This window comes from Rhizobium pantanalense (assembly GCF_030182525.1).
Taxonomy (GTDB): domain Bacteria; phylum Pseudomonadota; class Alphaproteobacteria; order Rhizobiales; family Rhizobiaceae; genus Rhizobium.
On sequence record NZ_JAQJCH010000017.1, the window covers coordinates 46,149 to 58,887 of the forward strand.

Annotated in this window: 12 protein-coding genes and 1 pseudogene; 2 read left to right on the forward strand and 11 right to left on the reverse strand. The window is 61.7% G+C overall.

Annotated features, from left to right (window positions below):
- Nucleotides 1-55: 55 nt before the first annotated feature.
- From truB to recR, 9 genes are all read right to left on the reverse strand, one after another.
- A complete protein-coding gene (gene truB / locus PH558_RS31280; protein ID WP_285208194.1) occupies nucleotides 56-988 on the reverse strand; it encodes a tRNA pseudouridine(55) synthase TruB in 933 nt (310 codons plus the stop codon).
- Between the two features lie 12 nt (nucleotides 989-1,000).
- Nucleotides 1,001-1,408: a 30S ribosome-binding factor RbfA gene (gene rbfA / locus PH558_RS31285; RefSeq protein WP_113410211.1), complete on the reverse strand. Its 408-nt coding sequence runs from the start codon at nucleotides 1,406-1,408 to the stop codon at nucleotides 1,001-1,003.
- Nucleotides 1,409-1,476: 68 nt separating this feature from the next.
- Nucleotides 1,477-2,112: a hypothetical protein gene (locus tag PH558_RS31290; RefSeq protein WP_285208195.1), complete on the reverse strand. Its 636-nt coding sequence runs from the start codon at nucleotides 2,110-2,112 to the stop codon at nucleotides 1,477-1,479.
- Between the two features lie 57 nt (nucleotides 2,113-2,169).
- A complete protein-coding gene (gene infB / locus PH558_RS31295) occupies nucleotides 2,170-4,917 on the reverse strand; it encodes a translation initiation factor IF-2 (protein ID WP_095433500.1) in 2,748 nt (915 codons plus the stop codon).
- 101 nt (nucleotides 4,918-5,018) lie between these two features.
- Nucleotides 5,019-5,711: an RNA-binding protein gene (locus tag PH558_RS31300; RefSeq protein ID WP_095433501.1), complete on the reverse strand. Its 693-nt coding sequence runs from the start codon at nucleotides 5,709-5,711 to the stop codon at nucleotides 5,019-5,021.
- Complete coding sequence (gene nusA / locus PH558_RS31305; protein ID WP_047635759.1) at nucleotides 5,708-7,318, reverse strand: transcription termination factor NusA; 1,611 nt, start codon at nucleotides 7,316-7,318, stop codon at nucleotides 5,708-5,710. The genes PH558_RS31300 and nusA overlap by 4 nt, the downstream gene beginning before the upstream one ends.
- Before the next feature lie 63 nt (nucleotides 7,319-7,381).
- The gene (rimP, locus tag PH558_RS31310) at nucleotides 7,382-7,987 is read right to left on the reverse strand and encodes a ribosome maturation factor RimP (RefSeq protein WP_069613596.1); all 606 of its coding nucleotides are present in this window, start codon (nucleotides 7,985-7,987) and stop codon (nucleotides 7,382-7,384) included.
- Between the two features lie 159 nt (nucleotides 7,988-8,146).
- Nucleotides 8,147-9,529: a lytic murein transglycosylase gene (locus PH558_RS31315; protein WP_285208212.1), complete on the reverse strand. Its 1,383-nt coding sequence runs from the start codon at nucleotides 9,527-9,529 to the stop codon at nucleotides 8,147-8,149.
- A gap of 85 nt (nucleotides 9,530-9,614) precedes the next feature.
- Nucleotides 9,615-10,220, reverse strand: a complete 606-nt coding sequence (gene recR / locus PH558_RS31320) for a recombination mediator RecR (protein WP_113410212.1) — start codon at nucleotides 10,218-10,220, stop codon at nucleotides 9,615-9,617.
- A 57-nt stretch (nucleotides 10,221-10,277) separates the two neighbouring features.
- Here recR and PH558_RS31325 point away from each other — a divergent pair.
- Nucleotides 10,278-10,902: pseudogene (locus PH558_RS31325) on the forward strand (MOSC domain-containing protein).
- A gap of 2 nt (nucleotides 10,903-10,904) precedes the next feature.
- Here PH558_RS31325 and PH558_RS31330 read toward each other — a convergent pair.
- The gene (locus PH558_RS31330; RefSeq protein WP_113410214.1) at nucleotides 10,905-11,516 is read right to left on the reverse strand and encodes a LysE family translocator; all 612 of its coding nucleotides are present in this window, start codon (nucleotides 11,514-11,516) and stop codon (nucleotides 10,905-10,907) included.
- Between the two features lie 94 nt (nucleotides 11,517-11,610).
- Nucleotides 11,611-12,147 carry an RBBP9/YdeN family alpha/beta hydrolase gene (locus tag PH558_RS31335; RefSeq protein ID WP_285208196.1) on the reverse strand — a complete coding sequence of 179 codons (537 nt, stop codon included), beginning with the start codon at nucleotides 12,145-12,147 and terminating at the stop codon, nucleotides 11,611-11,613.
- 112 nt (nucleotides 12,148-12,259) lie between these two features.
- Between PH558_RS31335 and PH558_RS31340 the strand changes: the two genes are divergently transcribed.
- Nucleotides 12,260-12,736, forward strand: coding sequence for an Lrp/AsnC family transcriptional regulator (locus PH558_RS31340; RefSeq protein WP_285208197.1), 477 nt, complete (start codon nucleotides 12,260-12,262; stop codon nucleotides 12,734-12,736).
- Nucleotides 12,737-12,739: the final 3 nt, after the last annotated feature.

Sequence of the window (12,739 nt, forward strand, 5' to 3'; positions counted from 1 at the left end):
GGAGCATATCGCATCGCCATTGCCTCGCAATAGCGCTATTTCCGGCTGAATTTAACTAGCCGAACACGCGCTTCGGACGAAATTCGCCCTGGCCGATCTCGCCGATCGCGATCAGCTTGCCGCGGGCCGTGGCATAGGCCTCGGTTTCGGCAACCGGCGCGTCGCGGCCGCGCACCAGGATCGGGTTGCCCATCTTCAGGCGGTGCGCCTGGTCGTCGCTGATGACGAGATGCGGCAACGAAGACAGCGCTTCCGCCGTGTCGATCAGAAGCGCATCGAGGGCTGCGAGCCGCTCGTCCGCATCCTCGATCTCTTCCAGCGCCACGAGATCGGCAAGCGGCACCATCGCTTCTTCGGCGAAGGGGGCAACGAAGCTGCGGCGCAGACCGGAAATATGGCCGTAGCAGCCGAGATCGCGGCCGAAATCGCGGGCAAGCGCACGCACATAGGTACCCTTTCCGCATTCGACCTCGAAATGCGCCGTATTGGCGTCCGGGCAGGCAAGCAGCGTCAGGCGGAAAATCTCGACTTCGCGCGAGGGGATCTCGACCGTCTCGCCTTCGCGGGCGAGGTCATAGGCCCGCTCGCCTGATATCTTGATGGCGGAGAACTGCGGCGGGACCTGCTGGATAACGCCAGTATATTTGGGCAGCAGCGCGCGAATATCCTCTTCGCTCGGACGCTTGTCGGAGGTTGCGGTGACTTCGCCCTCAAGGTCGTCGGAAGCGCGTTCCTCACCCCAGGTCACGGTGAATTCATAGATCTTGCGGCCGTCCATGACGTAGGGAACCGTCTTCGTGGCGTCGCCGAGTGCGATCGGCAGCATGCCGGAGGCGAGCGGATCGAGTGTGCCGGCATGGCCGGCCTTCTGGGCCTTGAACAGCCACTTGATCTTGGAGACGGCTTCGGTCGAGCCGAAATCGATCGGCTTGTCGAGGATGAGCCAGCCCGAAATCGGACGGCCCTTGGGCTTGCGTGGTTTGGACATTCTCTGTCTCTGTTATTGATCTTGGTCGTTGTCGTCTTCGAGGTCGCGGCTGACCTCGGGCGAGCGCAGAAGCGCGTCGATCTTCTTGTAATTGTCGAAGCTCGTATCGTCGCGGAAGCGGACTTCCGGCATGTACTTCATCTGGCGAAGCTGCGGGCCGAGGCGGCCGCGGATGTATTTCGCATGGCGGTTCAGCGCCTCGATGACGGCGCCGTGGTCGGCAACGCCGAGCGGGGTCACGAAGGCGGTGGCGATCTTCAGATCGGGCGACATGCGCACTTCGGAAATGGAGATCACAGTGCGCTCGATCAGGTCGTCGCGCACTTCGCCGCGCTGCAGAACCTGCGTGATCGCTGAGCGCACCTGCTCGCCGACGCGAAGCATGCGCTGCGAAGGCGCGGAAGAAGTTGGTCTGGTCATGGTTGTTCCGTTAGCAGCGTCCCTTGGACGCGATAAAGCGGGTCAAATGACTCGATCCGGCGCAAAGGTCAAGGCTGGACAGGCTTTGCGGCCCGCCAGAGGCCGAGAATCCTTGCGAAAGCGGCATCCTGCGCCTGCTGATCGGAAAAGGCGGATGCCGGGATGTAGGTGACAAAGGTTTCGGTATCGAATTCAATCCGTCCGCTACGGCGGCTGATTTTCAAGATCTCGCTCCAGCCAAGCCAAATCGATGTCTGCGCCGAATTCCAGGCAGCACCTTCGGGGGTGATCGTGACAGTGACGGTGACATCAAGGCGCAGGCGCGATTGCATCACCCTTAGGCGTCGGCGTGTGGCCCACCTAAAATAGAGCAAGATCAGTGCGTAGACGATCAGTGTCGGTACGAGCCAAATGATCGCCATCTCACCCAAGCCGATCGACCGCGACAACCCGAACACGGGAATGAACACATATTCCCGAAGGAGATGGAAAAAGACGGGAAGCGCTGCGCCGACCACGATCGCCGACACGAAGAACCAGGCCGTCTCGCTCTGTGCATTCCTTGGACGGCGAAGGGCAAAACGCTGTCCTGCCTGGCGCATCACGGCGACATGTTCCGCCGGCTGGCGAACGAAGGAGACGGTGACGGATTGATCGTCTGCAAGCTCTGTCGTCATCTCGATGGCATACCCATTCGGCGGCATCTAAAAAACCGCCGGTTTCGGCCGGCGGTTTTGATATCTGGCAAATCGAAGGATTGCTTACAGCGTGCGCGTGATATGCTCGACGCGGAAGCATTCGATCGTATCGCCGACGCGGATGTCTTCGTAGTTCTCGAAGGCCATGCCGCATTCCTGGCCCATGTTGACCTCGGAGACTTCGTCCTTGAAGCGCTTGAGCGTCTTGAGCTTGCCTTCGTGGATGACGACGTTGTCGCGAACGAGACGAACACCGACGCCACGCTCGACCTTGCCTTCGGTGACGCGGCAACCCGCGACCTTGCCGACCTTCGTGATGTTGAACACCTCGAGGATCTCGGCATTGCCGAGGAAGGTTTCGCGGCGCTCCGGAGAGAGCAGGCCCGACATCGCTGCCTTCACGTCATCCACCAGATCGTAGATGATGTTGTAGTAGCGAATCTCGATGCCTTCGCGCTCCGCCAGCGTGCGGGCCTGAGCATTCGCACGGACGTTGAAGCCGATGATCGCTGCGTCGGATGCACCGGCGAGCGAGATATCGGATTCGGTCACGCCGCCGACGCCCGAGTGGACGATGCGGGCGCGCACTTCGTCGGTGCCGAGCTTTTCCAACGCGCCGGCGATGGCTTCGATCGAGCCCTGCACGTCGCCCTTGATGACCAGCGGGAACTCCTTGATGCCCGAGGTCTGCAGCTGCGACATCATCTGCTCCAGCGAGCCGCGCTGGCCGGACTGGCGAGCGGCTGCCTTGTCGCGGGTGAGGCGCTGGCGGTATTCCGAGATTTCGCGGGCGCGGCTTTCGCTTTCGACGACGGCGAACTTGTCACCGGCCTGCGGTGCACCGGAAAGGCCGAGTAGTTCGACCGGCATGGCCGGGCCTGCTTCCTTCACATGCTCACCCTTGTCGTTGACGAGCGCACGCACACGGCCCCACTGATCGCCGGCAACGACGATCTGGCCTGGACGCAGCGTGCCCTTCTGCACGAGCACGGTGGCGACGGAGCCGCGGCCGCGGTCGAGCTGGGCTTCGATGACCGTGCCTTCCGCCGTGCGGTTCGGATTGGCCTTGAGATCAAGGATTTCCGCCTGCAGCAGGATGGCTTCGAGCAGCTTGTCGAGGTTCGTGCGGTTCTTAGCGGAGACTTCCACGTCAAGAACTTCACCGCCCATCGATTCGACGAAGACTTCGTGCTGCAGCAGTTCCGTGCGGACCTTCTGCGGATTGGCCTCGTGCTTGTCGATCTTGTTGATCGCCACGATGATCGGAACACCGGCCGCCTTGGCGTGGTTGATCGATTCGATCGTCTGCGGCATTACGCTGTCGTCGGCCGCAACCACGAGGATCGCGATGTCGGTCGCCTGGGCGCCGCGAGCACGCATCGCCGTGAAGGCGGCGTGGCCGGGCGTGTCGATGAAGGTGATCTTCTGACCGTTCTGCTCGACCTGATAGGCACCGATATGCTGGGTGATGCCACCGGCTTCGCCGGCGACCACGTTCGCATGACGGATGGCGTCGAGCAGCGAGGTCTTGCCGTGGTCGACGTGGCCCATGATGGTGACGACGGGCGGACGCGAAACCAGTTCGCCTTCCTCGTCGGCAACGTTGAAGATGCCCTGTTCGACGTCGGATTCCGAAACGCGTTTGACCGTATGGCCGAATTCGCCGGCGATGAGCTCTGCCAGGTCGGCGTCGATGACGTCGCCCGGCTTCATCATCTGACCTTCCTTCATCAGGTACTTGATGACGTCGACGGCGCGTTCGGACATGCGCTGCGACAGTTCCTGAATGGTAATGGTCTCGGGCAGCACGACTTCACGCGAGATCTTTTCGCGCGTTTCCTGCATCTGGCTGCGGCGGAACTTTTCCTGGCGGCGGCGCATGGCCGAAAGCGAGCGGCCGCGTGCGTTGCCGTCTTCGTCGACATCGGCCGTGGTGACCGTCAGTTTGCCGCGGCGGCGTTCTTCGTCGGTCTTCGGACGCGTGGTGACGGGCTTTGCCGGCTCAGGCCGGGTGATCTTGCCACGGACCGGGGCACCGCGGGACGGGCCACGGCCTTCCTCTTCCTCATTGCCGGGGCGACGGCGATTGGCCGGCGCTTCCGCGGCGGCTGCGCCGGGGCGGGCAGACTGCGGAGCGGAAGCATCCGGGCGGCGTACAACGGCCGGTGCCGGAGCAGGCTGCGTAGCCGGCTTCGGAGCGTCAATCTTCGCCTCGACCGGAGCGGCCGGAGCCTGTTCGGCGACCTTGGCTGCTTCTGCGGCGCGAGCGGCCTCTTCTGCAGCACGACGGGCAGCTTCGGCCTGTTCGGCGACGCGGCGTGCTTCTTCTTCCTGGCGGCGGCGCGCTTCTTCCTCGGCGCGACGAACGGCGTCCGCGGCATCGCGGGCCTGTGCGTCAGCCAGCGCGCGGCGTCGAGCGTCCATTTCGTCGGCCGACAGGTGGTTCAGAACCACCGGACGCGACTGGCGTTCCTGCTGCGGGCGCTGCTGATAGCCCTGATTGGACTGCGCGGGTCGCTGCTGTTGGCCACCCGGCTGATGAATGCGCGGAGCCGGCTGCGGCGGGCGCGGCGGCTGTGGCGTCGGTTCCGCGACGCGCGTCACCGACGGCGCCGATGTCGTTACCGGCGTGATTGGCTTTTCGTCTTCAGGACGTAGCGGGCGGCGCTTACGGGTCTCAACCACGACCGCCTTGGTGCGACCGCGGCCCATGTCCTGGCGCACGGTGCCCTGGTTTACGCCTGAAGGCTTCAAGGTGAGGGTCTTCTTACCCGAAACACTCAGCGTCTTGTCGTCTTGATTGTCGGTCATTCCGTTCCTGTTCCTTCGGACAGGGCACGGAAACGTCCGTCAGACCCTGTCGTTCAATGCATGTACCTTAATGAGGCGTCCGGCAAAGGCCGGTGACCGCGTCATTGTTTTCGCCGGCCAGCGCCGCCCGTTGCCCGGGACTGACCGCCGTTGCGGTACCGTTCGAGCAGGTTTGCGCGCTTCACTACACCCTCACCCGCCTGCCCTGCAAGCGCTGCGGCATGGATAAAAGCATTCTGGCCCATCAGTTCGTCCATTTCCGCCTCCGTAAAGACACGGAAGGACGGTATTTCCGCTTCGGTCTCCATGCCGAGATGCCAGGCCTTCCTTGCCTGATCGATCTTGCGCACGCCATCGGCGGCGGCGTTCATCGCATGGAACACGGCAAGTGCCGAGCCGTTGCGAACGGCGCCATCCACCTTCGACGAGCCGGAGACGAACTGACCCGCCTTGCGTGCCATGTTCATCATCCCGGCCAGTTGCGCCGCTAGAAGACGGTCGACGGTGGCGCCAAGATCGCTCGGCGCGGTCACCTCCGCCTTCAGGGCGCGGGAGAACAACTTCTTTGCCACTGCCTTGTCCACGAGCGCCCGGTCAATCTTGACCCAGCATCCGCGTCCCGGCAGCTGCCGCTTCAGATCCGGAACGACTGTTCCGTCCGGAGCGGCTACGAAGCGGATCAGCTCGTCCGGCGATCCGCTTTCGCGTGTTACGATGCACATACGGCCATTTGCGCCGTCACCCGAAAGATCGTCGTCTTCGGGCGAGGCCTTCGGCCCCTCTGCGCTCATCATGCTTCCTGCTCGGCCTCGCCTTCACCTTCCGACGCCTCTTCGGCTTCGGCGGCGAGATCGGCTTCGGTGATCCAGCCGGCCAGCAGGCGAGCCTGCACGACCATCTGTTCGGCTTCGACACGCGAGACTTCGAGCTTGGAGAACAGGCCTTCGAACTTCTTCGTTTCGCCGTTCTTGCGCTCGGACCAGCCGACGAGATCGTCGGCGGCGCAGCCGGCGAAGTCCTCGATCGTCTTGATGCCGTCCTCGCCGAGGGCGACCATCATCTGTGCGGTCATGCCGTTGATCTCTCGCAGCTCGTCGGAGACGCCGAGCGCCTTGCGCTTCTCGTCCATTTCGGCTTCGAGCTTTTCGAGATATTCGCGGGCGCGGGTCTGGATTTCCTGCGCCGTATCTTCGTCGAAACCATCGATCGAGGAGATTTCGTCGAGATCGACGTAAGCCAGTTCCTCGACGGCGGCAAAGCCTTCCGAGGCCAGAACCTGACCGACCATCTCATCGACGTCGAGCGCGTCCATGAACAGGTTCGTACGCTCGTTGAATTCCTTCTGACGGCGTTCCGATTCCTCGGCTTCCGTCATGATGTCGATATCCCAGCCGGTCAGCTGCGAAGCGAGGCGGACGTTCTGGCCGCGGCGGCCGATGGCAAGCGAAAGCTGCTCGTCCGGAACCACAACTTCGATGCGCTCTGCATCTTCGTCGAGAACGACCTTGGCGACTTCGGCCGGCTGCAGCGCGTTGACGACGAAGTTCGCCGGCTCGCTGGACCAGGGAATGATGTCGATCTTTTCACCCTGCAGCTCGCCGACGACGGCCTGAACGCGCGAACCGCGCATACCGACGCAGGCGCCGACCGGATCGATCGACGAGTCGTTCGAGATGACGGCGATCTTGGCGCGAGAGCCGGGATCGCGGGCAACCGACTTCACCTGGATGATGCCGTCGTAGATTTCCGGCACTTCCATGGTGAAGAGCTTGACCATGAACTGCGGATGCGTGCGCGAGAGGAAGATCTGCGGGCCGCGCTGCTCGCGACGGACGTCGTAGACATAGGCGCGGACGCGATCGCCGTAGCGGAAGTTCTCGCGCGGGATCATTTCGTCGCGGCGGATGATGCCTTCGCCACGGCCGAGATCGACGATGACGTTGCCGTATTCGACGCGCTTGACGGTTCCGTTGACGATTTCGCCGACACGGTCCTTGAATTCGTCGAACTGGCGGTCACGCTCGGCTTCGCGCACCTTCTGCACGATGACCTGCTTGGCCGACTGGGCAGCGATGCGGCCGAAATCCATCGGTGGCAGCGGATCGGCGATGAAATCGCCAAGAGCTGCGTCCGGGTTGCGGTCGCGGGCCAGTTCCAGCGGGATCTGAGTGGAATAATCTTCGGCCTTCTCGACGACTTCGAGCAGACGCTGCAGACGAATCTCACCCGTCTTCGGGTTGATGTCGGCGCGGATGTTCGATTCCGTGCCGTAACGCGAGCGCGCGGCCTTCTGGATCGCATCCGCCATTGCGGCAAGCACGATCTCGCGGTCGATGACCTTTTCGCGCGCCACTGCATCTGCGATCTGCAGAAGTTCTAGCCGGTTCGCACTGACTGCCATTGTTCTTAGTCTCCGTCTTCCTGCCTTCAGGTTTCCCGTTCCGTCAGGCGGTTCGTTGATCGGTTATTCCTGGTCGTCCGCTTCGTTCTGGTTCGCTGCCTCGGCTTTCGCCAGCTTGTCGGCGCGCAGCGCGTCGCGGATGAGATCGTCCGTCAGGATCAGCTTGGCTTCGGCCAGCGTGCTGAACGGAATGGTCACCTTGGGCTCCTCGCCATAGGCGACCTGGTCGCGTTCGATCGTGAAGCCGTCATTGTCGACGGCGGCGATCTTGCCGCGGAAACGCTTGCGGTTATCGACGAGGATCGACGTTTCGCACTTGACGATGTGGCCGATCCAGCGTTGAAAATCCGACTTTCGCACCATCGGGCGGTCGATGCCGGGCGAAGACACTTCGAGATGATACGCCTTATCGATCGGATCTTCCACATCCAGGACCGGAGAAATGGCCATGGAGACCTCTTCGCAGTCCTCGACGGTCATGGTGCCGTCGTTGCGCTCGGTCATGACCTGCAGCGTCAGCCCGTTCAGATTGAGGAGGCGCACGCGCACCAGGCGGAAGCCCATGCCCACAAGCACAGGCTCGATGATCGCGGCGACGCGCTGATCAAGGCCGGTTTCGACGATCAGCCGGGGTTCATTGGTATTGTCTGCGTTTGTCACGTCCGACAAGCATTCACTCCTGCATTGTTCATGCATTGGGAGATCGCGCTAATAAAAAAGAGCGGGTCCTTGCGGCCCACTCTTCATCACACGATCAAGAATTTGATGCGGATATAAGCCTCTTTCCGGCAAATTGCAAGGCATTCGCGCCGAAAGCCTTTTCCGCAGCTATTTCAGCACACCTAGCATCGAGCTGTCGGGATAGCAGGTGGGCTTCATGCCGCTCTTTTCCTGCCACTGGCCGATCGAGCGCCTGGTCTTGTAGCCCGGCAGGCCGTCGGTGCCGCCGACATCGTAGCCTTTGTGCTCCAGAACCTTCTGCATATTAGCGACGTCAGAGCGCAGCATCTTGCCGACATCGCCCCATTTTTCCTGGAAGGCGCCGCTGCCATTGGCAATGCGGTCGGCGAGATTGCCGATATAGAGGCCGTAGAGATCGGAATTGTTGTATTCCTTGATGACGTAGAAATTCGGCGTCACGATGAATTCCGGCCCGTCGCGGCCCGCCGGCACCAGCATCATGCCGCTGGCGCGCATTTCGTCCGCCGGGAGGGCCTTGCCGGAAACCGGTTTGATCCCGAGCGAGGCCCATTGCGAGATCGGCTTGGCGAGATCAGGCCCCTCCTGCGCACAGGACACGTTCTGCGGAATGGTCACTTCGTATCCCCAGCCACGACCGCGCTGCCAACCCTTCTCAACCATGTAGTTGGCTATGGATGCCAGGGTGTCCGGCACCGAAGTCCAGATGTTGCGGTGGCCGTCGCCATCGAAATCGACGGCATATTTCAGATAGTTGGTCGGCATAAATTGCGGCTGGCCGAGCGCGCCGGCCCAGGAGCCCTTGAACTGATCGGGCGTGACGTCGCCATGCTCGAGAATGCGCAGGCCAGCGATTAGCTCATTGCGGAACATATCCTTGCGCGTCGACATGAAAGCCTTCGTCGCCAGGACCTGAATTGCGGAATTCGGCAGTTTGGCGGCGCCGAAGCCGGTTTCGCGGCCCCAGATGGCAAGCAGGATCGGCCCCGGAACGCCATAGGTCTTTTCGATCCGCCGCAGCACCGGCCCGTATTGCGAGGCGAAGCTTCGCCCCGTTGCGGCCAATTTCTGCAGCCGTCCCTCATTGAAGTAGGGGGCGGGAGAGGAGAATTCGGCCTGGCTCTGCGCCTGTTGCTTCGGCTTCGGGAAGCCCGGCGGTTCGAGATCAGGCAGATCCCAGTTCAACGTCACGCCGGCAAAGGCAGCCTGGAAGGTCTTTTCCGAAATTCCGGTCTTTCGCGCCTCCGGCCAGAGATCCTTCTGAATCCAGGTTTGAAACTGCGCTTCGACATCGGCTTTCGAGGCGGCGAGCGCGGGGAGGGGAAGGAGGGCGAGGAGGAGGATGAGCAGCGGTAGAACGCGCCGCGAGATACCCCCCTCTGTCCCTTTCGGGACATCTCCCCCACAAGGGGGGAGATTGTTGGCGGTGAGTTTCGCGTCACACCGAAGGTCTGAAGTTTCTGCGATTGCAGTATTAAATTGCTTGGTGAAGATGGCGCCACGGGCTACCAATCTGCCCCCTTGTGGGGGAGATGTCAGCGAAAGCTGACAGAGGGGGGTAAAAACTCTCCTCATACTCTTTCCTTTGTTGCGGCTCTCAAATCGCCGTCCGCGCCCTCAGCGCCGCCGCAAGCGTGCCTTCGTCAAGATAATCGAGTTCGCCGCCAACGGGCACGCCATGGGCAAGGCGGGTGATCTTGACCTCGAGGCCATCAAGCTGGTCGGTTATATAGTGTGCTGTAGTTTGCCCCTCGACCGTCGCGTTGACGGCGATGATGATCTCGCGGATGCCGCCTTCGCTGACGCGCGCGATTAGCCCGCGAATGTTGAGATCGTCAGGTCCGACGCCATCGAGCGGCGACAGGACGCCGCCGAGAACGTGATAGGCGGCGTTCATCGCACCTGATCGTTCCAGCGCCCAGAGATCGGAGACGTCCTCGACGACGATGATGACGGACTGGTCGCGGCGATCGTCGGTGCAGACGGTGCAGGGGTCGATGGTATCGACATTGCCGCACCGCGAGCAGATCTTCACCTTATCGTAGGCATCGCCCATGGCATGGGAAAGCGGGCCGAGCAGCTGGTCCTTCTTCTTGATCAAATGCAGCGCCGCGCGGCGCGCAGAGCGCGGCCCGAGGCCTGGCACCTTCGCCAGGAGCTGGATGAGTTTTTCGATTTCGGGGCCGGTGACTCGCTTTGCCATGGGAGGCTTTTAGCTCATATGCTCAAGGAACGGAATCACGGAAGGGATGGTGGAGCAATGAAAATTCTGGCCGTTTGCTGTGGTGCTCCGGAAACGCTGCCGGGCAAGAAGGCGAAGACCGGGATCAACAAGCACGCGGTCAGCGGTGCCGTCATGATCGACGAGCTGGGGCTGCTCGGCGATGCCATCTGCAATCGCAAGCATCACGGCGGCCGTGATCAGGCCGTCTATGTCGAGGGCTCGCTGACTCTGGACTGGTGGGCAAGCGAGCTTGGGCGATTGCTGAACCCCGGAGCCTTTGGCGAAAACCTCGTCATCGAAGGCCTGGACAATTGCAAGATCGCTGTCGGCGATCAATTCATAGCTGGCGATCTTGTTATGGAAGTGAACTCGGCCCGCATTCCCTGCTCCACCTTCGCGGCCAAGATGGGCGATCCGCAATTCGTCAAGCGATACATCCGGGCGGGGCGGCCCGGCATCTATTGCCGCGTTCTTGCGAGCGGCACAGTGAGCGCTGATATGCCGGTCACCTACCTGCCCTATGCCGGCGAGAGGGTAACCATGCCGGAAATGATGGCGACATTCGGCAGGCGATTGTCACCGGAGGATCGGGCGCGCTATCTGGCGGCGCCCATCCATCACAAGCTGCGATGCGCTCATCGAAAGCGACGCAGCAGTCTGAAATCACCGCATGGCAATCGCAACGGCCGCGCCTGCCATGGTGCCGGCGCTGGCCCTGTTGGCGATACGCACGGCTCGGCGACTCCTAAGGAAGGTTCTGGCTTTGGCCGCCAGCATCGCCCAGGAGAGGTCGATGACGACAAGCACCGCAAACATCGTCGCAACCAGCTCGGCCCAGCCCGAAATCGTCACGCCATGCAGATCGATAATCGAGGGCAGCAGCGCCACGTAAAATACCATGATCTTTGGATTGCCCATGGTAACTGTGAAGCCTGCGAGGAAGAGGCGCGTTGCCGATTGCTCGTCCGGTAGTTCCTCTCCCGCCGTATCGGAGGAAGCAAACCACATTTTCCAGGCGAGATAGAGCAGGTAGGCGACACCGAGCCACTTGATGACAACGAAGGCCAAATGGAAGGTTTCGGCAATGGTCGCAAGGCCGGCAACGGCGCAGGTGAGCCAGATCGCCTCGCCGAGCCACATGCCGGACAGGAACGGCAGTACGTTGCGCGCGCCCTTCGTCAGCACGCGCGCCACGAGTGCCGCGATGTTCGGTCCTGGCGATCCCGCCGCAATGAACAAGGCACCGGCAAAAACAAGCAGCGTCGATAGGCTCATCGCATTCCCTCCGGTCAGGCACGCCAGACGATCTCTGAAAGAAGGGGCCAGAAATAGCATTCCGGCGCGGCTTTTCCAAATGCCTGATTTGAGGTCAGCCAAGCTGACCACGAAAGCGCTCGAAGATTGCCTTGCCCTCAGGCCAATTCCCCAGTCCCGATGCGGCATTGATGTGGCCACGTGGCCCGATATCGACGAAGGTGCTACCCCAGATTTCGGCGCTGCGACGCGCATGGTCGAAGGAGCCGAACAGATCGTCGGTGCTGGCGACCAGCAGGGATGGAAACGGCAGCCGTTGCCGTGGCGGATCGGCAAAACTGCCGGCCTCGGCAAGATAGATTTCGCCGGTGGGATCGGGCGCGGCCACCATGAACGCGCCAAGGATCGCCGTCTTCTTGATTGGCGCCCAATGGGCGATCAGCTGGCAGGCAAGGCTGTGCGCGATCAGGATCGGTGGCGTTTTGGAGCGCGAGATTTCGTGCTCGAGCGCGGCAATCCAATCCGAAAGGATCGGTCTGTCCCAGCTTAACGGCTGGAAGCGTCGTATGGTCGGATCGTCCCGTTCCCATAATGTCTGCCAATGATTTTCGCCCGAGCCGCCCAGCCCCGGCAGCGTGATGATGTCGCTCATGCCAATCCTTCTCCATGGTCTCTCATGGAGAAAAGCTGGCATGTCGGGATGTCGATTGACATTGCAATCCATCGGATAAAACTTGCCCCAACCGATGAATTGAAGGTCAGCAATGGATACTATCGAAAGAGGGTTGGATCCGACGGATCTATCGATCATCGAAATCCTGCAACAGGACGGACGAATCTCGGTATCGGAGCTCGGCCGTCGCATAGGCTTGTCGCAGCCGGCGGCATCGGAGCGGCTGAAGCGGCTGGAGGAGCGCGGCGTCATCGCTGGTTACCGAGCGGTCGTCGATCCCGCTGCCGTCGGGCTCGGCATGATGGCGATCATACGCCTCAGGACCACGCATGAGCATATCCGGCCGTATCTGAAGCAGTTTTCGGAAATGCCTGAAATTATCGAAGTGCTGAGGCTGACGGGCGAGGATTGCTTCCTGCTCAAGGTTCTCGTGCCGACACCATCGGACCTTGAAACCATCGTCGATTCCATTGCCCGTCATGGCGCGGTGACAACATCGCTGGTGCTGCGAAACGAACCCATAAAGGCGATCGGCCGCGATCTCATTCGCAAGGCGGCCGCCCGCTGAAAG